Genomic DNA, 26,876 nt, shown 5'->3' with positions numbered 1-26,876 from the left:
CCAGCCACAACGGACCCGCAGCTCCCCACCACCTCACCGGCACGAACCGTCAGCGCTTGCCCTTCTTGCCCTGGTCCAGCAACCCGGCCTTCCGCAGGGCGTCGGCCATCGCGCTGTTGGCCGGCGGAGCAGCCGCCTGCCGCGAACCGCCGCCGCCCTGGCCGCCCTGACGCTGCTGGCGTTGCTGCGGCGGACGCCCACCGCCCTGCTGCCGGCGTTCGCCGCCGCCCTGCTGGCGCCGCTCCCCGCCGGAGGCCGCCGCCTCGTCGTCCAGGCGCAGGGTCAGGGAGATCCGCTTGCGCGGGATGTCGATGTCGAGGACCTTCACCTTGACGATGTCGCCGGGCTTGACCACGTCACGCGGGTCCTTGACGAACGTCCTGGACAAGGCGGACACGTGCGCGAGGCCGTCCTGGTGGACGCCGATGTCGATGAACGCCCCGAACGCGGCGACGTTCGTGACGACGCCCTCCAGGACCATCCCCGCGGTCAGGTCGGAGATCTTCTCGACGCCGTCCTTGAACGTGGCCGTCTTGAACGCGGGCCGGGGGTCGCGCCCCGGCTTCTCCAGCTCCTTGAGGATGTCGGTTACGGTGGGCAGACCGAAGGTCTCGTCCACGAACTCCGTCGGCTTCAGCGAGCGCAGCACCGACGTGTTGCCGATCAGCGACGCCACCTCGCTGCCCGCGCTCTTCACCATCCGCCGGACGACCGGGTACGCCTCGGGGTGCACGCTGGACGCGTCGAGCGGGTCGTCGCCGCCCCGGATGCGGAGGAAGCCCGCGCACTGCTCGTACGCCTTCGGGCCGAGCCGTGCCACGTTCTTCAGCTGCGTGCGCGAGGTGAACGGGCCGTTGGTGTCGCGGTGCGACACGATGTTCTCGGCGAGGCCGGAGGTGATGCCGGAGACGCGGGAAAGCAGCGGCGCGGAGGCGGTGTTGACGTCCACGCCGACGCCGTTCACACAGTCCTCGACCACCGCGTCCAGCGAGCGCGACAGCTTCACCTCGGACAGGTCGTGCTGGTACTGGCCGACGCCGATCGACTTGGGGTCGATCTTCACCAACTCGGCCAGCGGGTCCTGGAGTCGGCGCGCGATGGAGACCGCGCCGCGCAACGACACGTCCATGTCCGGCAGTTCCTGCGAGGCGAACGCGGAGGCCGAGTACACGGACGCGCCGGCCTCCGACACCATCACCTTCGTGAGGTTCAACTCCGGGTGCTTCGTGATGAGTTCACCGGCGAGTTTGTCGGTCTCGCGGGACGCCGTGCCGTTGCCGATCGCGATCAGGTCGACCGAGTGCTGGGCGGAGAGCCGGGCCAGCTTGGCGAGGGCGTCGTCCCACTTGTTGGCCGGCACGTGCGGGTGGATCACGTCCGTGGCCACGACCTTGCCGGTCGCGTCGACGACGGCCACCTTCACGCCCGTACGGAAACCGGGGTCCAGGCCCAGCGTGGCGCGGGTGCCGGCCGGGGCGGCGAGCAGCAGGTCCCGCAGGTTCGAGGCGAAGACGTTGACCGCCTCGTCCTCGGCGGCCGTGCGCAGCCGGAGCCGCAGGTCGATGCCGAGGTGCACGAGGATGCGGGTGCGCCAGGCCCAGCGGACCGTGTCCTGGAGCCACTTGTCACCGGGGCGGCCCCGGTCGAGGACCTGGAAGCGATGGGCGACCATCCCCTCGTAGGACGAGGGGCCCTCGGTGGCCTCCTCGGGCTCCAGGACGAGGTCGAGGACCTCCTCCTTCTCGCCGCGCAGCATCGCGAGGATGCGGTGCGAGGGCAGCGCGGTGAAGGGCTCCGAGAAGTCGAAGTAGTCGGAGAACTTGGCGCCCGCCTCCTCCTTGCCGTCCCGCACCTTCGCGGCGAGCCGTCCGCGTCCCCACATGCGCTCACGCAGTTCGCCGATGAGGTCGGCGTCCTCCGAGAACCGCTCGGTGAGGATCGCGCGGGCCCCGTCCAGGGCGGCCTGCGGATCGGCGACGCCCTTGTCGGCGTCGACGAACGCGGCGGCGGCAGCCAGCGGTGCCACGCTCGGGTCGCCCAACAGGCCCTCCGCTAGCGGCTCCAGACCGGCTTCGCGGGCGATCTGCGCCTTGGTGCGCCGCTTGGGCTTGTAGGGGAGGTAGATGTCCTCAAGGCGCGCCTTGGTCTCGGCGCCCCGGATCTGCGCCTCCAGCTCGTCGGTGAGCTTGCCCTGCTCGCGCACCGATTCGAGGATCGCGGTCCGCCGCTCCTCCAGCTCCCGCAGATAGCGCAGCCGCTCCTCGAGCGTGCGCAGCTGCGCGTCGTCGAGCATCTCGGTCGCTTCCTTGCGGTAGCGGGCGATGAAGGGCACCGTCGACCCGCCGTCGAGCAGCTCGACGGCGGCCTTCACCTGCCGCTCCCGTACGCCGAGCTCCTCGGCGATCCTGCCTTCGATGGACCCTACGAGGGGTGTCGTCACGCCCGTACCGCCTTCTCCACTGAGGTTGCGCGGCAATTGTGGCAGGTGGCACCGACAACCGGGGATCAGGGCGCTGTCCTGCGGGTCCTTTCGCTAGCTCTTGCCGAGCAGATCCCGGGGAAACGCCCCGGCGGCGAGCGCGTGCCGCGCGAACCCGGTGGCCAACTCGGTCAGACGTACGACCCCTTCGGCGCCCAGGTGTGCGTACGGCGCCCGGTCCAGCCGGTCGGTCTCCGACTCGATCCCGGCCCGCAGGGCGACCCCGGCCTCGGTCAACTCGCCGTCCCCGTCGAGCAGTCCGCGCGCGCGGAGCCGTTCCGTGGTGGCGTCCCATTCCTCCTGGTTCCAGCCGCGGGTGCGGAACACCCACTTCGGGGTCGTGCCCCTGCCCGTCGCGGTGTGGGTGACCACGGCCTCCAGGCCGTCGAGTCCGGCGGACAGCAGGGCGGCCAGATGGCCGTCGCCGCGGTGCTCGCGCAACAGCGTGGCCGCGTGGAAGTAGGCGAGGTGCGGCTCCTCGGGGACCGGCAGGTCGGCGTACGCCGCGTACAGGGGGCGGGCCGGGCGGGTGCACGCCTCGGTGGCCCGCAGCGCCAGCCGTGCGGCCTCCGCCATCTCCTCCGACGCCACGACGTCCTCGCCGAGCAGCCGCCGAAGGGTCGCGTCGACGGCACGCGCGCGTGCGTGAAGGCACTGCTCCGGGGAAGCGGTCTCCCAGACGGCGGGCACGTGCCGGGCCACCAGGTCGTACTTGTAGTTGTAGAAGGCCGCCGTCAGGGTGCCGGGGCCGACCGCGCCCATGGCCGCCGCGCGGACGGCGAAATTGACGGCCCCGGGGTGGGTGATTCCGAGCGCGCCGAACTCCTTCCCCAGGTCGGGCGAGAAGTAGAGCGTGGCGTGCAGGGAGTTGAGCGCGTTGTGGCAGCGGCGCCCGGCACGGGGATCTACGGCGGCAGTAGTCATGCCCCTCACGTTACTGACTGGTCGGTAAGACATGGAAGCGCGGATACCGCATGGCAGGAAAGGTGGGGTATCTGTCGTTGCGGCCATCACCCGGGGCACGAAGAATCGACGGTATGCGAACCGTCCTGATGGTCCTCTTCGACGACGTCCAGAGCCTCGACGTCACGGGTCCCGCGGAGGTCTTCGCGGGCGCCGAGGCGCAGGTCCCGGGGACGTACCGCATCCGTACGGCCTCCCTGGACGGCGGCCCGGTGCGCACCTCCGGCGGTCTGACCGTCGTACCGGACTCGTCCCTCGCCGACGCGCCCGCCCCGCACACCCTCCTCGTCCCCGGCGGCCCGGGCACCCGCGGCCCCGACCCGCGCGTGACCGGCTGGCTGCGCGCGCACGGGCCGCGCGCGGAGCGGCTGGTCTCCGTGTGCACCGGGGCGATCCTGCTCGCCGAGGCGGGCCTCCTGGACGGCCGCCGGGTCACCACGCACTGGGCGTACTGCGCGAAACTCGCCCGCGACCACCCCGCCGTCGAGGTCGACCCCGACCCGATCTACGTCCGCGACGGCCACGTCTCGACGTCGGCCGGCGTCACCTCGGGCATCGATCTGGCCCTGGCCCTGGTCGAGGAGGACCTCGGCCGTGACACGGCCCTGGCCATCGCCCGCCACCTGGTCGTCTTCCTGCGCCGCCCCGGGAACCAGGCCCAGTTCAGCGCCCAGCTGGCCGCGCAGACGGCCCACCGGGAACCCCTCCGGGAGGTCCAGCAGTGGATCACCGAGCATCCCGGCGGCGACCTGAGCGTGGAGACCCTGGCCGCCCGCGCCCGCCTCTCGCCCCGCCACTTCGCCCGCGCCTTCCGGTCCGAGACCGGCATGCCTCCCGGCCGCTACGTCGACCGCGTCCGCCTCGAACACGCCCGCCGCCTGCTGGAGGACACCGCCGACGGCATCGAGGAGATCTCCCGGGCCAGCGGCTACGGCACCCCCGAATCCATGCGCCGGGCCTTCCTGAAGGCCGTCGGGACACCTCCGGCGGAGTACCGCCGCCGCTTCCACCCGGCCACCGGCTGAACGCCGGACGGGGACAGCGCCCCGTCAAGGACGCGGGGAACTGCGCGGCCGGCCGCGACGGGCCCGCAGTGCGTGAACCACCTGAACCACATCCGGCATCCACCGAACAGGAAAGGTCCTGATGCAGATCGCCATCGTCCTCTTCGACCGCTTCACCGCCCTGGACGCCGTCGGCCCCTACGAGACCCTCGGCCGCCTCCCGGACGCGGAGACCGTCTTCGTCGCCGAGCGGACCGGCCCCGTCCGCAACGAGAGCGGAAACCTGGCACTCGTCGCCGACCGCACCCTCGCCGACGTGCCCGCCCCCGACATCGTGGTCGTCCCGGGCGGCCCGGGGCAGACCCCGCAGATGGAGAACGCGGCCCTCCTGGACTGGCTGCGCACCGCCGACGTCACCAGCACCTGGACGACCTCGGTCTGCACGGGCTCCCTGCTGCTGGCCGCCGCCGGGCTGCTCGACGGGCGCCGGGCGACCTCCCACTGGCTCGCTCTGGAGCAGCTGAAGCGGTTCGGTGCCGAGCCGACGGGGGAGCGGGTCGTGACCGACGGGAAGTACGTCACCGCGGCCGGGGTCTCCTCCGGCATCGACATGGGACTCACCCTGCTCGGCCGGATCGCCGGTGACGAACACGCCCAGGCCGTACAGCTGTTGACCGAGTACGACCCGCAGCCGCCCTACGACGTGGGGTCCCCGCAAAAGGCTCCCGCGCACCTCGTCGAGAGGTTCCGGGCGAACAGCCGGTTCCTCATGACGTAGTCCCGGAACCGGTCCAGGTGAAGCGCGGCTCCCGGCGCTCCAGGAACGCGGCGACGCCCTCCGCGGTGTCGCCGCTGCCGCGTGCCTGGGCGGCCCAGTAGGCGTCCCTGTCCGTACGGCCGTCGGCGAACTCCTTCGCCGACGCCTGGGTCAGCTGCGAGCGGGAGACCAGCACCCGGGTGAACTCCGCGACCCGCTTGGCGAGTTCGCCCTCGGGCAGCAGCTCGTCGACGAAGCCCGTGCGCAGCGCCCGCTCCGCGTCGATCAACTCGCCCGAGAACAGCAGGTACTTGGCGGTCCCGGGACCGACCAGCGACACCAACCGCCTGGTCGCGGAGGCCGGATACACGATCCCGAGCTTCGCCGGGGTCACCCCGAACAGCGCGCCCTCCTCCGCGAACCGCAGATCGCAGGCCGCCGCCAACTGCGCCCCGCCGCCCACACAATGCCCCCGCACCGCCGCCACCGTGGGCTTCGGGAACGCCGCGAGCGCCTCCTCCGCGAGCACCGACAGCGCCTGCGCCGCACCGGGCTCCGAACGCAGCGTCGAGATGTCGGCCCCGGCGCAGAACGTCCCGCCCTCACCGGTCAGCACGAGCGCCCGTACGGCCGGATCGGCGGCCAGCGTGTCGAGCAACGGCGGCAGCGACCGCCACATCTCGGCGGTCATCGCGTTGCGCTTGCCGGGGTGGTGGACGACGACGGTGGCGACCGAGTCGGTGACGTCGTGCAGCAGGCGGGGCTCCATGGGCCGGATGCTACGTACAACCCGAAGAGTTCGCGAAGTCGGTACGAGTCGGACAGAGGCGGTCTCTTGGTCGACCGGTCCCCGCAGCAACGATCGGAAAGCGTCCGATACCTGCTGACTTCTGTTCAGTCATCCGGGGTGGCGCGGGTCGATGCCAACACTCGTCGTGTGGTGACAATCGAGCGCAAGGGTGGCGACCGGACGATGGAGAACCGCGGGCGTGGGTCGGCCCCGCGCCCAGAAGGCGGCAGAGACGATCCCCCGGATCCCGGACCGGATCCCGCTCCCGCCCCGGATCCCGCCTCCGCCCCGCCGGGCCCGCTGCCGTACGAGGGAGTCTGGCGGTTCACCGCCTCCGCCGTCGACGTCTCCGTCCCGCAGGCGCGGCACGCCGTGCGGGACCTGCTCCTCCGGCAGGGCGTGCCCCTCTCGGACGACGTGCTGCAGGGGCTGCTGCTGATCGTCTCCGAGCTGGTCACCAACGCGGTCCGGCACGCGGCGCTGCTGTCGCCGGTCCTCGCCGTGGAGGTCGCCGTGGGGGCCGAGTGGGTGCGGGTGTCCGTCGAGGACAACCACCCCTACCGCCCGACCGCCCTGGTGGCCGACCACGACGAGACCGGCGGCCGGGGGCTGCTGCTGGTGCGCGAGGTGACCCGGGAGGCGGGCGGGGTGTGCGACGTCGAGCACACCGCGAGCGGCGGCAAGGTGATCTGGGCCGCCCTGCCGCTCACCCGCGCGCAGCTGCCGTAGCGCCGCTCACCAGCCCGCGGACGGGCCCGTCAGCTCCCTGACCGCCGGACGGGCCGCGTCCAGCACCGTCATGAACCAGGACGAGAACGGGTCCTTCGCGTGCCGCTCCGCCAGCTCGGCGGCGGTCACGAACGCGGTCGTGCCCACCTCCTCCGGGTCGGGCCGCAGCGCGGACTGCACCATGCCGACGAAGAGGTGGTTGTACTCCTGCTCCACCAGACCGGAGTCCGGGTCCGGGTGGTTGTAGCGGACCGTGCCCGCCTCGGCGAGCAGCGTCGGGGACACGCCCAGCTCCTCGTACGTCCGCCGGGCGGCCGCCGCGAAGGGCGCCTCGCCGGGGTAGGGGTGGCCGCAGCAGGTGTTGGACCACACGCCGGGGGAGTGGTACTTGGCGAGCGCCCGCTGCTGGAGGAGGAGCCGGCCCTGCTCGTCGAAGAGGAAGACGGAGAAGGCGCGGTGCAGCTGCCCCGGCGGCTGGTGGGCGGCGAGCTTCTCGGCGGTGCCGATCGTCACGCCGTCCTCGTCGACCAGTTCGAGCAGGATCGCTTCAGCGGTGCCGTTCGACGAGCTGTGCGTCGCGGTGGCAGGTGTGGTCGGCATACCCATCCTTCACATCGGTCCTCGGGCCAAGTCTGCCGTACGCATCAGGCACTCTCGGCAGTTCATCGTGCCCGGCGCGGCGACTGGGGAACCGTCCGGGGGTGGGTCCGCGGCCGTACGGACAAGGGTGTTCGCCGGACGGGCGCACTCCGTCGGAACCGGTCGAATCCTGTCGGTCCGGGGGCCCGGACGAGCACCGCCCGGGTGTCAGTGGCAGAGCTTCGCCTCGTGCTCCGCGTGGCCGCGGGGCTCCAGCTGGAAGGTGCAGTGCTCCAGGTCGAAGTGGTCGCCGAGGCAGCCCTGGAGTTCGTGGAGCATCTTCTCGTTGCCGATGGCGTTCAGCACGTCCGAGCGGACGACGACGTGCGCGGAGAGCACCGGCATGCCCGAGGTGATCGTCCACGCGTGCAGATCGTGGACGTCCTCGACGCCGTCGAGCGCCAGGAGGTGCGCGCGCACCTCCCGCATGTCGACGTCCTTGGGGGCCGACTCCAGGAGGACGTCCAGGGTCTCGCGCAGCAGCTTCAGCGTGCGGGGCACGATCATCAGGCCGATGGCGAGGGAGGCGACCGGGTCGGCGGCCTGCCAGCCCGTGGTCAGGATCACCACGGCCGAGACGATCACCGCGAGCGAGCCGAGCGCGTCCGCGGCGACCTCGAGGAAGGCGCCCCGCACGTTCAGGCTCTCCTTCTGGCCGCGTACCAGCAGCGTGAGGGAGATCATGTTCGCGACCAGGCCGATCAGGCCGAACACGACGGTCAGCCCGCCCTCGGTGTCGGCGGGCGTGACGAACCGCTGGACCGCCTCGTACAGGACGTAGCCGCCGACACCGAGCAGCAGCAGGCAGTTGGCGAGCGCGGCGAGGATCTCCGCGCGGGCGTAGCCGAAGGTGCGGTTGCCGGACGCCGGGCGGTTCGCGAAGTGGATCGCGAGGAGGGCCATGCCGAGGCCCAGCGCGTCCGTCGCCATGTGGGCCGCGTCCGCGATGAGCGCGAGGGAGTCCGCGAGCAGCCCGCCGACCACCTCGACCACCATCACGGTGATCGTGATCCCCAGCGCGACGCGCAGCCTGCCCCGGTAGGCGGCGGCCGCCGTACCGGTGCCGGGGGCACCGTGAGCATGCCCGTGGTCGTGCCCTGCCCCCATGGGAAGCCGCCCTCCTGATCACCGCTCCGGATCACTGCTCCGGTCCCTGCTCCGGTCCCTGCTCCTGATCACAGTGAACTACGGGTGGGGGGTATCCGGCAACGCGGTACTGAACACCGTTGTCATATGCGCTGACCTGCGCAAACGAACCGCAGGCCAGGGTGGAGCGGGGCTCAGCCGCCGTGGTGCGCCTGCCACCCGCGCCATGCCGACTCGACCATCTCCCGCACCCCGCGCCGGGCCGTCCACCCAAGCTCCGCGGCGGCCCGGTCGGCGGACGCGACCGCGCGCGGGGCGTCACCGGGACGCCGCCCCTCGACGACGGCGGGCCGCCGGTCCCCGGTGACCTCGCCGATCACCGTGACCAGCTCGCGGACCGAAACCCCTTCCCCGCGGCCGATGTTGACCGTCAGGTCGCCGCCCGCGTCCCCGCCGGCCAGGCGCCGGGCCGCCGCCAGATGCGCCTCGGCGAGATCGGCCACGTGGATGTAGTCACGGACGCAGGTGCCGTCCGGGGTCGGATAGTCGTCGCCGAAGATCCGCGGGGCCTCGTCCCGGGTGAGCCGGTCGAAGACCATGGGGACGATGTTGAAGACCCCGGTGTCCGCCAGCTCCGGCGCCGCGGACCCCGCCACGTTGAAGTAGCGCAGGCACACCGTGCCGATGCCGTGCGCCGCGCCCGCCGCCCGGACCAGCCACTCGCCGGTGAGCTTGGTCTCGCCGTACGGGTTCACCGGCGCGCACGGGGTGTCCTCGGTGATCAGGTCCGTGCCCGGGTCGCCGTAGACCGCCGCCGAGGACGAGAACACGAACCGCCGGACGCCGGCCTCGGCGACCGCGTCCAGGAGGGCCGCCAGGCCGCCCACGTTCTCGCGGTAGTAGTACGTCGGCCTTGCCACCGACTCGGCCACCTGCTTGCGTGCCGCGAGATGCACGACCCCGGTCACCCCGTGCTCGGCGAACACCCGCTTCAGCAGGCCGCCGTCCAGGGACGAACCGCGCACGAGCGGGACGGCCGCGGGGAGTCGCGCGGGGTTGCCCGCGGAGAGGTCGTCCAGGGCGACGACGCGCTCTCCGGCGTCCGCCATGGTCCGTGCCACATGGGCCCCGATGTATCCGGCTCCGCCGGTGATCAGCCAGGTCATGGGCGTTCACCCTATGTCGGTACGGAGAGGGCCTCCGCTATGTCCCGCGATGCCCGGTCTGGCGGGTGCGGTTTGTCGGCCGGGGCCCGAATCCCTGATGATGATCTCGGCGGAGGCGCTGACAGACCGTGTTGATCAGGCCATGAACGGCCGGTGAACACGGGCTTGAGAGCATCCGATAGCCTCTGCCGACACGCCGCCCGGGTGTCACCCGACGGGCGCCACCACCATGCACATGACCGGCGCCCGCGCGTCGGCACTCAGGGAGTGAGTTCGGTTGTCGACCGCCATCCTCACCGGTCAGCCGGTCCCCGGATCGACGATCGAGGCCGATCTCACCTCGCTCGGCTTCGACGTCCGGACCGCCGCCGACACCATCGAGGCGGAGACGCTTCTCGCGGCCGTCCCCGGTGACCGGCGCGTCGCCGTCGTGGACGCCCGCTTCGTCGGCCACCTGCACGCACTGCGCCTCGGCCTCACCGACCCGCGTTTCCCGCTCGCCGCGGTACCGGGCGCCGTCACCGCCCAGCCGGCCGGCCGCCAGGCGCTGACCCGCGCGGTCGCCCGCGAGCACACGGCCGGCGGCGGCACGGACCTCCTGGACGACCTCGCCGACCGTGTCGTCACCGCCCTCGACGCCGACGGCTGCGCCGTGCACCGCCCCGAGCTGGGCAGTCTCGTCGCCACGGTCCCCACCGACCCGCAGGCCCGCAACGAGGCACGCCAGGCCGTCGCCGCCGTCGACGACGAGGCCGTACGCCTGAAGTCGGCCGTCAAGTCCCGCGACGGCTTCTTCACCACGCACTTCATCAGCCCGTACTCCCGCCACATCGCCCGCTGGTGCGCCCGCCACGGCCTCACCCCGAACCAGGTCACCACCGCGTCCCTGCTCACCGCGCTGATCGCGGCGGCCTGCGCGGCCACCGGCACCCGTCCCGGCTTCGTCGCGGCCGGCGTCCTGCTGATCGCGTCCTTCGTCCTGGACTGCGTCGACGGCCAGATCGCCCGCTACGCCCTGAAGTACTCGACGCTCGGCGCCTGGCTCGACGCCACGTTCGACCGGGCCAAGGAGTACGCCTACTACGCGGGCCTCGCGCTGGGCGCGGCCCGGGGTGGCGGCAGCGACGACGTGTGGGCGCTCGCGCTCGGCGCGATGATCCTGCAGACCTGCCGGCACGTCGTGGACTTCTCGTTCAACGAGGCCAACCACGACGCCACCGCCAACACCAGCCCCACCGCCGCCCTCTCCGACAAGCTCGACAGCGTCGGCTGGACGGTCTGGGTGCGCCGGATGATAGTTCTGCCCATCGGCGAACGATGGGCGATGATCGCCGTCCTCACGGCCGTGACGACCCCCCGCATCACCTTCTACGTCCTCCTCGTCGGCTGTGCCTTCGCGGCGACGTACACGACGGCCGGCCGGGTGCTGCGCTCGCTGACCCGCAAGGCCCGGCGCACGGACCGGGCGGCACAGGCACTGGCCGACCTCGCGGACAACGGCCCGCTGGCGTCGTTCGCGGCCCGCCTGAACCCCGGCCGCCTCGGTGCGCCGCTCCTCCTCGCGCTCGTCGGCACGGCGGTCCTCGTCGGCTCCCTCTTCTCCGGCGTCACCTGGGCCCCCGTGGCGGGCGCCCTCGTCTACGCGGTCGCCGCCGGGCAGGCCCTGTCCCGCCCCCTCAAGGGCGCCCTCGACTGGCTGGTCCCCCCGGTCTTCCGGGCCGCCGAATACTGCACCGTGCTGATCCTCGCGGCCGAAGCGAAGGTGAACGGAGCACTTCCGGCGGCTTTCGGCCTGGTGGCCGCCGTCGCCTACCATCACTACGACACGGTGTACCGCATCCGCGGCAACGCCGGGGCGTCCCCGGCCTGGCTGGTGCGCGCCATCGGGGGGCACGAGGGGCGGACGCTGCTCGTCACCGTTCTCGCCGCCGCACTCACCGCGTCGCAGTTCACGGTCGCGCTCACGGTCCTCGCCGTGGCCGTGGCCCTGCTGGTGCTCTTCGAGAGCATCCGCTTCTGGGTGTCCGCAGGGGCGCCCGCCGTACACGATGAAGGAGAACCCGCATGATCGGCCTCGTGCTGGCGGCCGGCGCCGGACGGCGTCTGCGCCCCTACACCGACAGCCTTCCCAAGGCTCTGGTGCCGGTGGGCCCCGCGGGCATAGAGGGCGAACCGACGGTCCTGGACCTCACCCTCGGCAACTTCGCCGAGATCGGTCTGACCGAGGTCGCGATCATCGTCGGCTACCGCAAGGAAGCCGTCTACGAGCGCAAGGCGGCCCTGGAGGCGAAGTACGGCCTCAAGCTCACCCTCATCGACAACGACAAGGCCGAGGAGTGGAACAACGCCTACTCCCTCTGGTGCGGACGTGACGCCCTCAAGGACGGCGTGATCCTCGCCAACGGCGACACCGTCCACCCGGTCTCCGTCGAGCGCACGCTGCTGGCCGCCCGCGGCGACGGCAAGAAGATCATCCTCGCGCTGGACACCGTCAAGTCCCTCGCGGACGAGGAGATGAAGGTCGTCGTCGACCCCGCCAAGGGCATGACGAAGATCACCAAGCTGATGGACCCGGCCGAGGCGACCGGCGAGTACATCGGCGTCACCCTCATCGAGGGCGACGCCACCGCCGACCTGGCCGACGCGCTCAAGACCGTGTGGGAGACCGACCCCCAGCAGTTCTACGAGCACGGCTACCAGGAACTGGTCAACCGCGGCTTCCGCATCGACGTCGCCCCGATCGGCGACGTCAGGTGGGTCGAGATCGACAACCACGAGGATCTGGCCAGGGGACGGGAGATCGCGTGCCTGTACTGACCCGGCTGATCCCCTCGCCCGTCGTCGTCGACATCCGCGCGGGTGCCCTCGACGACCTGGCCTGCGTCCTCGCCGACCAGCGCATCTCGCACTCCGGCCGGCTCGCGGTCGCCGTCAGCGGCGGCTCGGGTGCCCGGCTGCGCGCGCGCCTGGAGCCGAGCCTGCCCGGCGCCACCTGGTACGAGGTCGGCGGCGGCACCCTCGACGACGCGATCCGGCTGGCTGGCGACATGAAGGCGGGCCACTACGACGCGGTCGTGGGCCTCGGCGGCGGCAAGATCATCGACTGCGCCAAGTTCGCCGCGGCCCGCGTCGGCCTGCCCCTGGTCGCCGTACCGACGAACCTCGCGCACGACGGCCTGTGCTCGCCGGTCGCCACCCTCGACAACGACGCGGGCCGCGGCTCCTACGGCGTGCCGAACCCGATCGCCGTCGTCATCGACCTCGACGTGATCCGCGAGGCACCGGTTCGCTTCGTGCGGGCGGGCATCGGGGACGCGATCTCCAACGTCTCCGCCATCGCGGACTGGGAGCTCGCCAACCGCGTCAAGGGCGAGAAGATCGACGGGCTCGCCGCGGCCATGGCCCGGCAGGCGGGCGAGGCCGTCCTGCGCCACCCCGGCGGGGTCGGCGACAACGCCTTCCTCCAGGTGCTCGCCGAGGCGCTGGTCCTCACCGGTGTCGCCATGTCGATCTCCGGCGACTCCCGGCCGGCCTCCGGCGCCTGCCACGAGATCAACCACGCCTTCGACCTGCTCTTCCCCAAACGCGCCGCCGCCCACGGTGAGCAGTGCGGACTGGGCGCGGCCTTCGCGATGTACCTCCGCGGGGCCCACGAGGAATCGGCCTCCATGGCCGAGGTGCTGCGCCGGCACGGACTGCCGGTCCTGCCGGAGGAGATCGGCTTCACGGTGGACGAGTTCGTCCGCGCCGTGGAGTTCGCTCCGGAGACCCGCCCCGGGCGCTACACCATCCTCGAACACCTCGACCTGAAAACCGACCAGATCAAGGACATCTACGCCGACTATGTCAAGGCCATCGGTAGCTGAACTCCGTCCCGTCGTCCACCCCGCAGGGGTGAAGGACCGGCGCAGCGGTGAGCACTGGATGGGACGCCTCTACATGCGTGAGGTGTCCCTGCGGGTCGACCGCTACCTGGTGAACACCAGGGTCTCGCCCAACCAGCTCACGTACCTGATGACCGTCTTCGGCGTGCTCGCCGCCCCGGCGCTGCTGGTGCCGGGGATCACGGGCGCGGTGCTGGGCGTGGTGTGCGTCCAGATGTACCTGCTGCTGGACTGCGTCGACGGCGAGATCGCCCGCTGGCGCAAGCAGTACTCCCTCGCGGGCGTCTACCTCGACCGCGTCGGCGCCTACCTGACCGACGCCGCCGTGCTGGTCGGCTTCGGGCTGCGCGCCGCCGACCTGTTCGGCAGCGGCCGTATCGACTGGCTGTGGGCGTTCCTCGGGACGCTGGCCGCGCTCGGCGCGATCCTGATCAAGGCCGAGACCGACCTGGTCGGCGTCGCCCGCCACCAGACCGGCAAGGCGCCCGTCCAGGAGTCCGCGTCCGAGATGCGGTCCTCCGGGATGGCGCTGGCCCGCCGGGCCGCGTCCCTGCTGAAGTTCCACCGGCTGATCCTCGGCATCGAGGCGTCCCTGCTGATCCTGGTCCTGGCGATCGTCGACCAGGTCCGCGGCGACCTGTTCTTCTCGCGGCTCGGCGTCGCCGTACTGGCCGGCATCGCGCTGCTCCAGACCCTGCTGCACCTGGTGTCGATCCTCGCGTCGAGCAGGCTGAAGTGAGCGGCCTGAAGGTCGGCGCGGTGATCATCACCATGGGCAACCGCCCCGACGAACTGCGGGCGCTGCTCGATTCGGTCGCCAAGCAGGACGGCGACCGGGTCGAGGCGGTCGTCGTCGGCAACGGCTCGCCCGTCCCGGACGTCCCCGAGGGCGTCCGGACCGTGGAGCTGCCCGAGAACCTCGGCATCCCCGGCGGCCGGAACGTCGGCCTTGAGGCCTTCGGGCCCGCCGGTCGAGATGTCGACATAGTGATGTTCCTCGACGACGACGGGCTCCTCGCCCAGCACGACACCGCCGAGCTCTGCCGGGAGGCCTTCACCGCCGACCCCCGCCTCGGCATCATCAGCTTCCGCATCGCCGACCCGGAGACCGGCATCACCCAGCGCCGGCACGTCCCGCGCCTGCGGGCCTCCGACCCCATGCGCTCCTCCCGGGTCACCACCTTCCTCGGCGGCGCCAACGCCGTCCGCACGAAGGTCTTCGCCGAGGTCGGCGGCCTCCCGGACGCGTTCTTCTACGCCCATGAGGAGACCGACCTCGCGTGGCGGGCCCTCGACGCCGGCTGGATGATCGACTACCGGGCCGACATGGTGCTGTTCCACCCGACCACCGCGCCCTCGCGGCACGCGGTCTACCACCGCATGGTCGCCCGCAACCGGGTCTGGCTGGCCCGCCGCAACCTCCCCGCGCCCCTCGTCCCCGTCTACCTCGGGGTGTGGCTGCTGCTCACGCTCCTGCGCCGCCCCTCGCGCCCGGCCCTGCAGGCCTGGTTCGGCGGGTTCAGGGAGGGCTGGAGCACCCCGTGCGGGCCGCGCCGGCCCATCCGCTGGCGTACCGTGTGGCGGCTGACCCGGCTGGGCCGTCCTCCGGTGATCTGACCGGCTCGCCGGGCGGCTGACCGGGTGCCCGGCACCCGCACGCCCCCCGGACCGTATCCCTCGTCGGATACGTGTCGCGTTCTGTAGCACAATTCCGTAAGACGAACGCAAGACGATCGTAAGACGCATCCAAAGATGAGGGCTTCCACTCTTGAGTGAGACAACGCATGACGGCGGAATCGCGGTGAGCCCGCGCCCGTCGCCCGACGCAGGCCTCACGGCGGCACAGCTCGCCGCCAAGTACGGGCTGTCCGTGAGCGGTGCCCGCCCCGGACTCGTCGAGTACGTCCGGCAGCTCTGGGGCCGCCGGCACTTCGTCCTGGCCTTCTCTCAGGCGAAGCTGACGGCCCAGTACAGCCAGGCCAAGCTCGGGCAGCTCTGGCAGGTGGCGACCCCGCTGCTGAACGCGGCCGTGTACTTCTTCATCTTCGGAGTCATCCTGAAGGCGTCCCGGGGCATGTCCCGTGACGTGTACATCCCGTTCCTGGTCACGGGCGTGTTCGTGTTCACCTTCACGCAGAGCTCGATCATGGCGGGCGTGCGGGCGATCTCCGGGAACCTCGGCCTGGTGCGCGCGCTGCACTTCCCGCGCGCCTCGCTGCCGATCTCGTTCGCGCTCCAGCAGCTCCAGCAACTGCTGTTCTCGATGACCGTGCTGTTCATCATCGTCATCGGCTTCGGCAGCTACCCGGGCCTGTCCTGGCTGCTGATCTTCCCGGTGCTGCTGCTCCAGTTCCTCTTCAACACCGGGCTCGCGCTGATCGTCGCGCGGATGGGCGCCAAGACCCCGGACCTCGCCCAGCTGATGCCGTTCATCCTGCGCACCTGGATGTACACGTCGGGCGTCATGTTCTCCATCAGCAAGATGATGGAGGGCCGCTCCGAGGTGTTCGTCCGCCTGCTCCAGGTGAACCCGGCCGCCATCTACATGGACCTGATGCGCTTCGCGCTCATCGACGGCTACGGCGCGTCGAACCTGCCGCCGCACGTGTGGGCCATCGCCACCTTCTGGGCCGTGGTCCTGTTCGTCGGCGGCTTCGTGTACTTTTGGAAGGCTGAGGAGCGGTACGGCCGTGGCTGAGCAGAACACCGAACGGAACCTTGCGGACGGCGACCAGGGAGACCTGATCCCCACCGTCGTCGCGGACGAACTGCACATCGTCTACCGCGTGCACGGCGCCAAGACCGGCAAGGGCAGTGCCACATCGGCCCTCAGCCGCATAGTCAAGCGCGGCGAGGAGCGCGGGGTGCGCAAGGTGCACGCCGTCAGGGGCGTCTCCTTCGTCGCCTACCGGGGCGAGGCCGTCGGCCTGATCGGCTCGAACGGCTCCGGCAAGTCGACGCTGCTGCGCGCCATCGCGGGCCTCCTCCCGGCGGAGAAGGGCAGGGTCTACACCAACGGCCAGCCGTCCCTGCTGGGCGTGAACGCGGCCCTGATGAACGACCTCACCGGCGAGCGGAACGTCATTCTGGGCGGCCTCGCCATGGGCATGTCCCGTGAACAGGTCAAGCAGCGCTATCAGGAGATCGTCGACTTCTCCGGTATCAACGAGAAGGGCGACTTCATCACCCTCCCGATGCGCACCTACTCCTCGGGTATGGCGGCCCGGCTGCGTTTCTCCATCGCCGCCGCCAAGGACCACGACGTCCTGATGATCGACGAGGCGCTGGCCACCGGCGACCGCAAGTTCCAGGTCCGCTCCGAGGCGCGGATCCGTGAACTGAGGAAGTCCGCGGGCACGGTGTTTCTCGTCAGTCACAACAACAAGTCGATCCGCGACACGTGCGACCGAGTGCTGTGGCTGGAACGCGGCGAACTCCGGATGGACGGCCCGACCGACGAGGTTCTCAAGGAGTACGAGAAGTTCACGGGCAAGTAGTGCGCTCGCATAGGGGCCGCAAAGGCCCATAACGCTTCCCAGGGCCCCGCCGGAACTGCTCCGGTGGGGCCCCGCGTCTGCAAAGGAAACGTCAACTCGGCCTCGCCCAAGGAATCTTGACGCCAATCGGTGTGTTGTTGTGATGTGCAGGACACCCCGAGGAAGCTCGATGCGTTGTACAACGTAAGCTGTACCGGTGCCGAATAGCGGCAAGTGGGGCGATAATGCGCGACACCCTTCTTCGGGTATCCGTGCGGACGACTGGGCGGCGTGTCCGAAATAGTGTGTATTGGGTCGGCAGTGTAGAACGGGAGATGTGACGGCAATGGCTACGGAAACTCCCCAGCTCACCGAAGCATGTGCCGTCCCCGCCCCTGGCAGTGAGCGGTGACGGGAAGCGGCGAAGCCGGCACCGGCGATCCGGAGCGCGGCACACTCGACAAGGCCGCGGGTGAGAACTTCCCCGTGGCGCCTTTCTTCCTGCCCCGGGCCTGGCGCACCGACCTCATGGCGGTGTACGGATTCGCCCGTCTCGTCGACGACATCGGCGACGGCGACCTGGCCCCCGGCGGCGCCGACGCGCGCCTGCTCGGCGTTGCACCCGCGGAGGCCGAGGACCGCCTGGTCCTCCTCGACGCCTTCGAGGCCGACCTCCACCGCGTCTTCGACGGCACCCCGAGCCACCCGCTGCTGCGCCGCCTGCAGCCCACCGTCCGCCGCCGCGCGCTGACCCCCGAGCCCTTCCTCGGCCTGATCGCCGCGAACCGCCAGGACCAGCTCGTCACGCGCTACGAGACCTACGACGACCTCCTCGCCTACTGCGAGCTGTCCGCCAACCCCGTCGGCCGCCTGGTCCTCGGAGTCACCGGCACCGAGACCCCCGAGCGGGTCCGGCTGTCCGACGCGATCTGTACCGCACTTCAGATCGTCGAACACCTGCAGGACGTGACCGAGGACCTCGGCCGCGACCGCATCTACCTGCCCGCCCAGGACATGAAGCGCTTTCACGTCCAGGAAGCGGATCTCGCCACGCCCTCCGCGGGCGCGTCGGTGCGCGCACTGGTCGCCTACGAAGCAGAACGCGCCCGCGATCTCCTGAATGAAGGCGCCCCCCTGGTGGGTAGCGTCCACGGCAGATTGAAGCTGCTGCTCGCGGGGTTCGTGGCGGGGGGGAGGGCGGCGATCCGGGCGATCGTCGCCGCCGAATACGACGTACTTCCCGGCCCGCCGAAGCCCGGCAAGATCCAGTTGCTGCGTGAGGCGGGCGTGACTCTGCGAGGAGAGGGGTGATCCGGACCGTGGAGTCTGCACCGCACATGTCCGCGCCGGTACTCGCCGCCTACAGCTACTGCGAGGCCGTCACCGGACAACAGGCACGGAACTTCGCCTACGGCATCAGACTGCTCCCGGCGCCCAAGCGCCGGGCCATGTCCGCGCTGTACGCGTTCTCCCGGCGTGTCGACGACATCGGCGACGGCACGCTGGAGACCGAGGTGAAGGCGGCGCGCCTGGAGGACACCCGGGCGCTGCTCACCCGGGTCCGCGAGGGCAAGGTCGAGGAGGACGACACCGATCCGGTCGCGGTCGCCCTCGCGCACACGGCCGAGGCCTTCCCGGTCCCGCTGGACGGCCTGGACGAGCTGATCGACGGCGTCCTGATGGACGTACGCGGCGAGACCTACGAGACGTGGGACGACCTGAAGGTCTACTGCCGGTGTGTCGCGGGCGCGATCGGGCGGCTCTCGCTCGGCGTGTTCGGCACGGAGCCCGGCGCGCGCGGGGTCGAGCGCGCCCCGGAGTACGCCGACACGCTGGGGCTCGCGCTCCAGCTCACCAACATCCTCAGAGACGTCCGCGAGGACGCCGAGGGCGGCCGGACCTATCTGCCCGCCGACGACCTCGCGAAATTCGGCTGCTCGGCCGGGTTCGACGGGCCGACGCCACCCGAGGGCTCCGACTTCGCGGGTCTCGTCCACTTCGAGGTGCGACGGGCCCGCACCCTTTTCGCCGAGGGCTACCGGCTGCTCCCCATGCTCGACCGCCGCAGCGGCGCCTGCGTCGCCGCCATGGCCGGAATCTACCGCCGGCTGCTGGACCGCATCGAGCGCGAGCCGGAGGCCGTCCTGCGCGGCCGCGTCTCCCTGCCCGGCCGCGAGAAGGCCTACGTCGCGGTGCGCGGCCTGTCCGGCCTGGACTCCCGGCACGTCACGCGGAGGACGCTCAGGAGGCGCGCCTGATGGACGGAGTGGGCCGAGGCGATGTCACCGGAGGAATGCGGCAGGCAACCCTCCGGTGCGGAGCGGCGTCCCTGACTGCAACGGTCCGCCGTGGCTGGTTCGAGTGCCTCGGCGGGCGCGCAGGGGGGAGTGCACGATGAGCGACGGGACGCGGGCCGACGGGCTGCCCGCCGGTCCGGCGACGGGACAGGCCGGCCGGCATGCCGTCGTCGTCGGCGGCGGACTCGCCGGCATCACCAGCGCGCTCGCGCTGGCCGACGCCGGAGTCCGCGTCACCCTGCTCGAAGGCCGCCCGCGCCTCGGTGGGCTCGCCTTCTCCTTCCAGCGCGGCGAGCTGACCGTCGACAACGGACAGCATGTCTACCTGCGCTGCTGCACCGCCTACCGCTGGTTCCTCGACCGCATCGAGGGCGCCGCGCTCGCTCCGCTGCAGGATCGTCTCGACGTGCCCGTACTCGACGTGAACCGCCCCGAGGGACGCCGGCTCGGCAGACTCCGGCGCGACGCGCTGCCCGTGCCGCTGCATCTCGGGCGCAGCCTCGCGACGTACCCGCACCTCTCGCTCGGCGACCGCGCGAGAGTGGGCCGTGCCGCGCTCGCGCTCAAAGGGCTCGATCTCGCCGATCCGGCCCTGGACGCGCAGAACTTCGGCACCTGGCTGACCGCGCACGGTCAGTCGGCACGCGCCGTCGAGGCACTGTGGGACCTGGTCGGGGTCGCCACCCTCAACGCGGTCGCGGGCGACTCCTCGCTCGCCCTGGCCGCGATGGTGTTCAAGACCGGTCTGCTCTCCGACCCGGGCGCGGCCGACATCGGCTGGGCACACGTCCCGCTGGGCGAACTGCACGACCGGCTCGCCCGCAAGGCGCTCGACTCCGCGGGCGTGCGCACCGAAGTCCGTACACGCGTCACCTCCCTCTCTCAAGACGGGAACGGAGGCTGGAGCGTTCACTGCCCCGGCGAGACGATCGAGGCCGACACCGTCGTCCTCGCCGTACCGCAGCGCGAGGCACACGAACTGCTGCCCGACGGAGCCCTCGACGACCCCGGGCGACTGCTCGCCATCGACACCGCGCCGATCCTGAACGTCCACGTCGTCTACGACCGCAAGGTGCTCGCCCGCCCGTTCTTCGCGGCGCTGGGCACCCCGGTGCAGTGGGTGTTCGACCGGACCGACGCGTCCGGGCTGAAGGACGGCCAGTACCTGGCGCTGTCCCAGTCCGCCGTGCACGACGAGATCGACGAGCCCGTGGCGGCGCTGCGGGAGCGCTACCTCCCCGAACTGGAGCGGCTGCTGCCCGGTGCGCGCGGCGCCGAGGTGAAGGACTTCTTCGTGACCAGGGAGCGCACGGCGACGTTCGCTCCCGCCCCCGGCGTCGGACGGCTGCGGCCCGGCGCCCGCACCAAGGCCCCCGGCCTGTACCTGGCCGGAGCATGGACCGCCACAGGGTGGCCCGCGACCATGGAGAGTGCGGTCCGCAGTGGGGTGAGCGCGGCGGACGCCGCCCTCGCCGCCCTGGGCCGGCCCCGCCCCCGTCACCTCTTCGAGTTCGAGGAGGCGGCGTGATGCTCGACCAGCATGCGGCAGGTCCCCGCACCCCCGGTCGCACGACAAGAGGAGAGACTGTGCCCACTGTGCCCCCGGCCGAGACGGCTGCCGACGCGGTGGACGTGTCCGCGCTCCTGGAGCGCGGCCGGACCCTTGCCACACCGGTGCTGCGGGCTGCCGTGGACCGGCTGGCTCCCCCCATGGACACCGTCGCCGCCTACCACTTCGGCTGGATCGACGCCGAGGGCAAGCCGGCGGACGGTGACGGCGGCAAGGCCGTGCGCCCCGCGCTCGCCGTGCTCTCCGCCGAGGTCACCGGCGCCGCGCCCGAGACCGGCATCCCCGGCGCCGTCGCCGTCGAACTGATCCACAACTTCTCGCTGCTGCACGACGACCTGATGGACGGCGACGAGCAGCGCCGCCACCGGGACACCGTCTGGAAGGTGCACGGCCCCGCCCAGGCCATCCTCGTCGGCGACGCCCTCTTCGCGCTGGCCAACGAGGTCCTGCTGGAACTCGGCACCGTCGAGGCCGGCCGCGCCACCCGCCGTCTCACCACCGCGACCCGCGCCCTCATCGACGGCCAGGCGCAGGACATCTCCTACGAGCACCGCGACCGCGTCAGCGTCGAGGAGTGCCTGGAGATGGAGGGCAACAAGACCGGCGCCCTGCTCGCCTGCGCCTCCTCCATCGGGGCCGTCCTCGGCGGCGCGGACGACCGCACCGCCGACGTCCTGGAGAAGTACGGCTACCACCTCGGCCTGGCCTTCCAGGCCGTCGACGACCTCCTCGGCATCTGGGGCGACCCGGAGGCCACCGGGAAGCAGACCTGGAGCGATCTGCGCCAGCGCAAGAAGTCCCTGCCCGTGGTGGCGGCGCTCGCGGCGGGCGGACCCGCCTCGGACCGGCTCGGCGAGATCCTCGCCGCCGACGCCAAGAGCAGTGACTTCGAGAACTTCTCCGAGGAGGAGTTCGCGGCCCGCGCCGCGCTCATCGAGGAGGCCGGCGGCCGCGCGTGGACCGCCGAAGAGGCACGCCGTCAGCACACCATCGCCATCGAGGTCCTCGACACCATCGACATGCCCGACCGGGTTCGGGCACGGTTCACGGCGCTCGCGGACTTCGTCGTCGTACGAAAGAGATGATCACTATCGGTCGAATAGCCCTCGCGTAGTCGCCGGCCGGTGCCGCGAACGAACGAGCACCGGCCGACGGCGGACCCACAGCAGAGACATGCCACTGCACGAAGGGGAAGCCATGACAGCGACGACCGACGGAAGCACCGGGGCCATGCCTCCCCGTGTTGCCGCGGCCAGCGAAACCGACATCAACACCCCCGTGGCGGCCGGGGTGCACGACGCCGCCGCACTCGCCGTACAACGCGCCACCGACTTCCTCCTCTCCCGGCAGGACGCCCAGGGCTGGTGGAAGGGCGACCTCGAGACGAACGTCACGATGGACGCCGAGGATCTGCTGCTCCGTCAGTTCCTGGGCATCCGCGAGGAGTCGACGACCCAGGCCGCCGCCCTGTACATCCGCGGCGAACAGCGCGAGGACGGCACCTGGGCGAGCTTCTACGGCGGACCCGGTGAACTCTCCACCACCATCGAGGCGTACGTCGCCCTGCGGCTGGCCGGCGACGCGCCGGACGCACCGCACATGGCGAAGGCGTCCGCCTGGGTCCGGGAGCGGGGCGGTATCGCCTCGGCCCGTGTCTTCACCCGGATCTGGCTCGCGCTGTTCGGCTGGTGGAAGTGGGACGACCTGCCCGAACTCCCGCCGGAACTCATGTACTTCCCGACCTGGGTACCCCTCAACATCTACGACTTCGGATGCTGGGCCCGGCAGACCATCGTGCCGCTGACGGTGGTCTCCGCGAAGCGGCCGGTGCGGCCCGCGCCCTTCCCGCTCGACGAACTGCACACCGACCCGGAGCATCCGAACCCGGTCAAGTCCCTTGCCCCGGTGGTGAGCTGGGACGGCGCCTTCCAGCGACTCGACAAGGCGCTGCACCTCTACCGCAAGGTCGCCCCGCGCAAGCTGCGCCGGTCCGCGATGAACGCGGCGGCCCGCTGGATCATCGAGCGGCAGGAGAACGACGGCTGCTGGGGCGGCATCCAGCCGCCCGCCGTGTACTCGGTGATTGCCCTGCACCTGCTGGGCTACGACCTCGAACACCCCGTGATGCGCGCGGGACTTGAGTCGCTGGACCGGTTCGCGGTCTGGCGCGAGGACGGGGCCCGGATGATCGAGGCCTGCCAGTCCCCGGTGTGGGACACCTGCCTCGCGACCATCGCGCTCGCCGACGCGGGCGTGCCCGCCGATCACCCCCAACTGGTCAAGGCCGCCGACTGGATGCTGGGGGAGGAGATCGTCCGCCCCGGCGACTGGGCGGTCAAACGGCCCCAACTGCCGCCGGGCGGCTGGGCGTTCGAGTTCCACAACGACAACTACCCCGACATCGACGACACCGCCGAGGTGGTGCTCGCGCTGCGCCGGGTCAGACATCACGACCCGGACAGACTGGACCGGGCCGCCGGACGCGCGGTCCGCTGGAACCTCGGCATGCAGTCGAAGAACGGCGGCTGGGGCGCCTTCGACGTCGACAACACCAGCCCGTTCCCCAACCGGCTGCCGTTCTGCGACTTCGGCGAGGTCATCGACCCGCCGTCGGCGGACGTCACCGCGCACGTCGTCGAGATGCTCGCCGTCGAGGGCCTCGCCCACGACCCGCGCACCCGGCGCGGCATCGAGTGGCTGCTCGCCGAACAGGAGCCGGACGGCTCGTGGTTCGGCCGCTGGGGCGTCAACTACGTCTACGGCACCGGGTCCGTCGTACCGGCGCTCGCGGCGGCCGGTATCCCCGGCTCGCACCCGGCGATCCGGCGCGCGGTCGGCTGGCTGGAGACCGTGCAGAACGACGACGGCGGCTGGGGCGAGGACCTGCGCTCCTACAAGTACGCCAAGGAGTGGAGCGGCCGGGGCGCCTCGACCGCCTCGCAGACGGCCTGGGCGCTGATGGCCCTGCTCGCGGCGGGGGAGCGGGACTCCAAGGCGGTGGAGCGCGGTGTGGAGTGGCTCGCGACGACCCAGCGGGAGGACGGGTCCTGGGACGAGCCCTACTTCACCGGCACCGGCTTCCCGTGGGACTTCTCCATCAACTACCACCTCTACCGGCAGGTCTTCCCGCTCACCGCGCTCGGCCGCTTCGTGCACGGAGAACCGTTCTCCCAGCCCGCCTGCTCCCCGGCCGAGGGGGGCTGATGAGCCCACAGCCCGCCGGACCGCCGCTGCTGATCGCCTGCGCGCTCGGCATCGAGCACCTCGCCCTGCGCGCGGGCGACCGCTCCGGCGCCGACGGGCCGGTCACCTTCCTCAGGACGGGGATGGGGCCACAGGCCGCCGAGGAGGCCGTCTCCCGGCGCCTCGCCGACCCGGCGCTGGCCGAGGCCGCCGTACTGGCCACGGGTTTCTGCGCCGGACTCGCCCCCGGTATGCACCCCGGCGACCTCGTGGTCGCCGGGGAGACCAGGGAGGCGCGCGGAACCGTTCCGTGCGTCGGTACCGAGCTGCTCGTCAAGGAGCTCGCCTGGGCGCTGCCCGGACGTGCCGTCCACACCGGTCCTCTGACCGGCTCCGATCACATCGTCCGCGGACAGGAACGGTCGGACCTGCTCGCGACCGGCGCGATCGCGGTCGACATGGAGTCGGCGGCCACGCTGCTGAGCGCCGTGCGTACGGGCGCGCGCCCGGTTGCGGCCGTACGGGTGGTCGTGGACGCTCCTGAACATGAACTCGTCCGGATCGGCACGGTGCGCGGTGGAATATCGGCTTTCCGCGCTCTTCGATCCGTTCTTCCCGCTTTTTTCGAATGGCACCGTTCTTTGCTGCTCCCCCGGAGGTGAGCCAGATGGCCATGCCGCTGCGCCAGTCCATCAAGGTCGCTACATATTTGGCCGAACAGAAGCTCCGCAAGAGGGACAAGTTCCCCTTGATCGTGGAGCTGGAACCTCTCTTCGCATGCAACCTGAAGTGCGAGGGCTGCGGCAAGATCCAGCACCCGGCGGGCGTGCTCAAGCAGCGCATGCCGGTGGCGCAGGCCGTCGGGGCGGTGCTCGAATCCGGTGCTCCGATGGTGTCCATCGCGGGCGGTGAGCCCCTGATGCACCCTCAGATCGACGAGATCGTGCGGCAGTTGGTGGCGAAGAAGAAATACGTCTTCCTCTGCACCAACGCGATGCTGCTCCGCAAGAAGCTGGACAAGTTCACGCCCTCGCCCTACTTCGCCTTCGCGGTGCACATCGACGGGCTGCGTGAGCGGCACGACGAGTCCGTCGCGAAGGAGGGTGTGTTCGACGAGGCGGTGGAGGCGATGAAGGAGGCCAAGAAACGCGGCTTCCGGGTCACCACCAACTCGACCTTCTTCAACACGGACACCCCGCAGACCATCATCGAGGTGCTCAACTTCCTCAACGACGACATCAAGGTCGACGAGATGATGATCTCGCCCGCCTACGCCTACGAGAAGGCGCCCGACCAGGAGCACTTCCTGGGCGTGGCGCAGACCCACGAGCTGTTCAAGAAGGCATTCGCGGGCGGCAACCGCCGCAAGTGGCGGCTGAACCACTCGCCGCTCTTCCTGGACTTCCTGGAGGGCAAGGTCGACTTCCCGTGCACGGCCTGGGCGATCCCGAACTACTCCCTCTTCGGCTGGCAGCGCCCCTGCTACCTGATGAGCGACGGGTACGTCCCGACGTACCGGGAGCTGATCGAGGACACCGACTGGGACAAGTACGGCCGCGGCAAGGACCCGCGCTGCGCCAACTGCATGGCGCACTGCGGCTACGAGCCCACCGCCGTCCTCGCCACCATGGGCTCCCTCAAGGAGTCCCTGCGGGCCATGCGCGAGACCGTCGCGGGAAACCGCGACTGACGCCATGACCGCTGTGTCCCTGGGCGTCCCCGAGATGCCGGTCCGGCCGATCGCCCCGCGGCGTGTGTCGCGGCAGATCCAGGTCGGGCCGGTGGCGGTCGGGGGCGGGGCCCCCGTCTCGGTCCAGTCGATGACGACGACGCGTACGTCGGACATCGGCGCCACCCTCCAGCAGATCGCCGAACTCACCGCGTCCGGCTGCCAGATCGTCCGCGTCGCCTGCCCCACGCAGGACGACGCGGACGCGCTGGCCACCATCGCGCGCAAGTCGCAGATCCCGGTGATCGCCGACATCCACTTCCAGCCGAAGTACGTCTTCGCCGCGATCGAGGCCGGGTGCGCGGCGGTTCGCGTGAACCCCGGCAACATCAAGCAGTTCGACGACAAGGTCAAGGAGATCGCGCGGGCCGCGAAGGACCACGGCACGCCGATCCGGATCGGGGTCAACGCCGGTTCCCTGGACCGCCGTCTGCTCCAGAAGTACGGCCGGGCGACGCCCGAGGCGCTCGTCGAGTCGGCCCTGTGGGAGGCGTCCCTCTTCGAGGAGCACGGCTTCCGCGACATCAAGATCTCCGTCAAGCACAACGACCCCGTGATCATGGTCAACGCCTACCGGCAGCTGGCCGCGCAGAGCGACTACCCGCTGCACCTCGGGGTCACCGAGGCCGGTCCCGCCTTCCAGGGCACGATCAAGTCGGCGGTCGCCTTCGGGGCGCTGCTCGCCGAGGGCATCGGCGACACCATCCGGGTGTCGCTGTCCGCCCCGCCGGTCGAGGAGGTCAAGGTCGGCCTCCAGATCCTGGAGTCGCTGAACCTCAAGCCCCGGCGGCTGGAGATCGTCTCGTGCCCGTCCTGCGGGCGGGCCCAGGTCGACGTCTACCGGCTGGCCGAGGAGGTCACCGCGGGACTGGAGGGCATGGAGGTGCCGTTGCGCGTCGCGGTCATGGGCTGCGTCGTCAACGGACCCGGTGAGGCGCGGGAGGCGGACCTCGGGGTCGCCTCCGGCAACGGCAAGGGCCAGATCTTCGTCAAGGGCGAGGTCATCAAGACCGTGCCCGAGTCGAAGATCGTGGAGACCCTCATCGAGGAGGCGATGAAGATCGCCGAACAGATGGAGCAGGACGGCGTCGCGGCGGGGGAGCCGGCCGTCACCGTGAGCTGAA

General features: G+C 71.2%; 25 protein-coding genes. 19 read left to right on the top strand and 6 right to left on the bottom strand.

The genetic code is table 11. The annotated features are described in order from the left end of the window. Nucleotides 1–49: 49 nt before the first annotated feature. Both ACIPTO_RS01065 and ACIPTO_RS01060 read right to left on the bottom strand, forming a co-directional pair. Entirely contained in the window at nt 50–2,440 is a 2,391-nt protein-coding gene (locus tag ACIPTO_RS01065) for a Tex family protein (RefSeq protein ID WP_401188297.1), read from the bottom strand. A 93-nt stretch (nt 2,441–2,533) separates the two neighbouring features. Further along, complete coding sequence (locus ACIPTO_RS01060) at nt 2,534–3,403, bottom strand: SCO6745 family protein (RefSeq protein WP_366324407.1); 870 nt, start codon at nt 3,401–3,403, stop codon at nt 2,534–2,536. Nucleotides 3,404–3,516: 113 nt separating this feature from the next. Here ACIPTO_RS01060 and ACIPTO_RS01055 point away from each other — a divergent pair, with 113 nt between their 5' ends. Together ACIPTO_RS01055 and ACIPTO_RS01050 are read left to right on the top strand one after the other, a co-directional pair. Continuing rightward, complete coding sequence (locus ACIPTO_RS01055; RefSeq protein ID WP_366324409.1) at nt 3,517–4,467, top strand: GlxA family transcriptional regulator; 951 nt, start codon at nt 3,517–3,519, stop codon at nt 4,465–4,467. Between the two features lie 121 nt (nt 4,468–4,588). Next, entirely contained in the window at nt 4,589–5,224 is a 636-nt protein-coding gene (locus tag ACIPTO_RS01050; protein WP_401188293.1) for a DJ-1/PfpI family protein, read from the top strand. Here ACIPTO_RS01050 and ACIPTO_RS01045 read toward each other — a convergent pair. Continuing rightward, the gene (locus ACIPTO_RS01045) at nt 5,214–5,972 is read right to left on the bottom strand and encodes an enoyl-CoA hydratase/isomerase family protein (RefSeq protein WP_401188290.1); all 759 of its coding nucleotides are present in this window, start codon (nt 5,970–5,972) and stop codon (nt 5,214–5,216) included. The two genes, ACIPTO_RS01050 and ACIPTO_RS01045, sit on opposite strands and share 11 nt — an antisense overlap. A gap of 204 nt (nt 5,973–6,176) precedes the next feature. Between ACIPTO_RS01045 and ACIPTO_RS01040 the strand changes: the two genes are divergently transcribed. Further along, entirely contained in the window at nt 6,177–6,722 is a 546-nt protein-coding gene (locus ACIPTO_RS01040; RefSeq protein WP_366324639.1) for an ATP-binding protein, read from the top strand. Nucleotides 6,723–6,728: 6 nt separating this feature from the next. Here ACIPTO_RS01040 and idi read toward each other — a convergent pair whose 3' ends face one another. The 3 genes from idi to galE all read right to left on the bottom strand — a co-directional run bounded on the left by idi (nt 6,729) and on the right by galE (nt 9,613). Further along, entirely contained in the window at nt 6,729–7,322 is a 594-nt protein-coding gene (gene idi / locus ACIPTO_RS01035) for an isopentenyl-diphosphate Delta-isomerase (protein WP_366324415.1), read from the bottom strand. A gap of 207 nt (nt 7,323–7,529) precedes the next feature. Next, nucleotides 7,530–8,468: a cation diffusion facilitator family transporter gene (locus ACIPTO_RS01030; RefSeq protein ID WP_401188286.1), complete on the bottom strand. Its 939-nt coding sequence runs from the start codon at nt 8,466–8,468 to the stop codon at nt 7,530–7,532. A 173-nt stretch (nt 8,469–8,641) separates the two neighbouring features. Continuing rightward, entirely contained in the window at nt 8,642–9,613 is a 972-nt protein-coding gene (gene galE / locus ACIPTO_RS01025; RefSeq protein WP_401188283.1) for a UDP-glucose 4-epimerase GalE, read from the bottom strand. A gap of 277 nt (nt 9,614–9,890) precedes the next feature. On the opposite strand from galE, the gene ACIPTO_RS01020 reads away from it, so the two are divergent. From ACIPTO_RS01020 to ispG, 16 genes are all read left to right on the top strand, one after another. After that, complete coding sequence (locus ACIPTO_RS01020) at nt 9,891–11,681, top strand: DUF5941 domain-containing protein (protein WP_366324421.1); 1,791 nt, start codon at nt 9,891–9,893, stop codon at nt 11,679–11,681. Continuing rightward, on the top strand, nt 11,678–12,430 hold the full coding sequence (locus ACIPTO_RS01015) for a sugar phosphate nucleotidyltransferase (RefSeq protein WP_401188279.1): 753 nt from the start codon (nt 11,678–11,680) through the stop codon (nt 12,428–12,430). The genes ACIPTO_RS01020 and ACIPTO_RS01015 overlap by 4 nt, the downstream gene beginning before the upstream one ends. Then, nucleotides 12,418–13,479 (top strand): iron-containing alcohol dehydrogenase family protein, encoded by a 1,062-nt coding sequence (locus ACIPTO_RS01010; protein WP_366324424.1) that lies wholly within the window; start codon nt 12,418–12,420, stop codon nt 13,477–13,479. The genes ACIPTO_RS01015 and ACIPTO_RS01010 overlap by 13 nt, the downstream gene beginning before the upstream one ends. Next, on the top strand, nt 13,457–14,236 hold the full coding sequence (locus tag ACIPTO_RS01005; RefSeq protein WP_401188275.1) for a CDP-alcohol phosphatidyltransferase family protein: 780 nt from the start codon (nt 13,457–13,459) through the stop codon (nt 14,234–14,236). The genes ACIPTO_RS01010 and ACIPTO_RS01005 overlap by 23 nt, the downstream gene beginning before the upstream one ends. Nucleotides 14,237–14,268: 32 nt before the next feature. Continuing rightward, nucleotides 14,269–15,114 carry a glycosyltransferase gene (locus ACIPTO_RS01000; protein ID WP_366324641.1) on the top strand — a complete coding sequence of 282 codons (846 nt, stop codon included), beginning with the start codon at nt 14,269–14,271 and terminating at the stop codon, nt 15,112–15,114. A gap of 151 nt (nt 15,115–15,265) precedes the next feature. After that, the gene (locus ACIPTO_RS00995; RefSeq protein ID WP_366324428.1) at nt 15,266–16,195 is read left to right on the top strand and encodes an ABC transporter permease; all 930 of its coding nucleotides are present in this window, start codon (nt 15,266–15,268) and stop codon (nt 16,193–16,195) included. Beyond that, the gene (locus ACIPTO_RS00990) at nt 16,188–16,994 is read left to right on the top strand and encodes an ABC transporter ATP-binding protein (protein WP_401188273.1); all 807 of its coding nucleotides are present in this window, start codon (nt 16,188–16,190) and stop codon (nt 16,992–16,994) included. Before ACIPTO_RS00995 ends, ACIPTO_RS00990 begins: the two co-directional genes overlap by 8 nt. Before the next feature lie 387 nt (nt 16,995–17,381). Continuing rightward, nucleotides 17,382–18,284 carry a squalene synthase HpnC gene (gene hpnC / locus ACIPTO_RS00985; protein WP_366324432.1) on the top strand — a complete coding sequence of 301 codons (903 nt, stop codon included), beginning with the start codon at nt 17,382–17,384 and terminating at the stop codon, nt 18,282–18,284. Then, nucleotides 18,281–19,231, top strand: coding sequence for a presqualene diphosphate synthase HpnD (gene hpnD, locus ACIPTO_RS00980; protein ID WP_366324433.1), 951 nt, complete (start codon nt 18,281–18,283; stop codon nt 19,229–19,231). Before hpnC ends, hpnD begins: the two co-directional genes overlap by 4 nt. Further along, nucleotides 19,231–19,371 (top strand): DUF6380 family protein, encoded by a 141-nt coding sequence (locus ACIPTO_RS00975; protein ID WP_401188269.1) that lies wholly within the window; start codon nt 19,231–19,233, stop codon nt 19,369–19,371. The genes hpnD and ACIPTO_RS00975 overlap by 1 nt, the downstream gene beginning before the upstream one ends. Next, nucleotides 19,368–20,798 (top strand): hydroxysqualene dehydroxylase HpnE, encoded by a 1,431-nt coding sequence (hpnE, locus tag ACIPTO_RS00970; protein WP_401188266.1) that lies wholly within the window; start codon nt 19,368–19,370, stop codon nt 20,796–20,798. The genes ACIPTO_RS00975 and hpnE overlap by 4 nt, the downstream gene beginning before the upstream one ends. Continuing rightward, on the top strand, nt 20,798–21,925 hold the full coding sequence (locus tag ACIPTO_RS00965) for a polyprenyl synthetase family protein (RefSeq protein WP_366324437.1): 1,128 nt from the start codon (nt 20,798–20,800) through the stop codon (nt 21,923–21,925). Before hpnE ends, ACIPTO_RS00965 begins: the two co-directional genes overlap by 1 nt. Nucleotides 21,926–22,037: 112 nt before the next feature. After that, entirely contained in the window at nt 22,038–24,044 is a 2,007-nt protein-coding gene (gene shc, locus ACIPTO_RS00960; RefSeq protein WP_366324439.1) for a squalene--hopene cyclase, read from the top strand. Continuing rightward, nucleotides 24,044–24,685, top strand: coding sequence for a 1-hydroxy-2-methyl-2-butenyl 4-diphosphate reductase (locus ACIPTO_RS00955; protein ID WP_401188262.1), 642 nt, complete (start codon nt 24,044–24,046; stop codon nt 24,683–24,685). Before shc ends, ACIPTO_RS00955 begins: the two co-directional genes overlap by 1 nt. A 5-nt stretch (nt 24,686–24,690) precedes the next feature. Continuing rightward, on the top strand, nt 24,691–25,713 hold the full coding sequence (hpnH, locus tag ACIPTO_RS00950; protein WP_266766523.1) for an adenosyl-hopene transferase HpnH: 1,023 nt from the start codon (nt 24,691–24,693) through the stop codon (nt 25,711–25,713). 4 nt (nt 25,714–25,717) lie between these two features. Then, the gene (gene ispG / locus ACIPTO_RS00945; protein ID WP_366324443.1) at nt 25,718–26,875 is read left to right on the top strand and encodes a flavodoxin-dependent (E)-4-hydroxy-3-methylbut-2-enyl-diphosphate synthase; all 1,158 of its coding nucleotides are present in this window, start codon (nt 25,718–25,720) and stop codon (nt 26,873–26,875) included. Nucleotide 26,876: the final 1 nt, after the last annotated feature.

Origin of the sequence: Streptomyces sp. NPDC090083 (assembly GCF_044747445.1) — a bacterium.
GTDB lineage: Bacteria > Actinomycetota > Actinomycetes > Streptomycetales > Streptomycetaceae > Streptomyces.
This window is presented reverse-complemented; position numbering and strand designations above follow the sequence as displayed.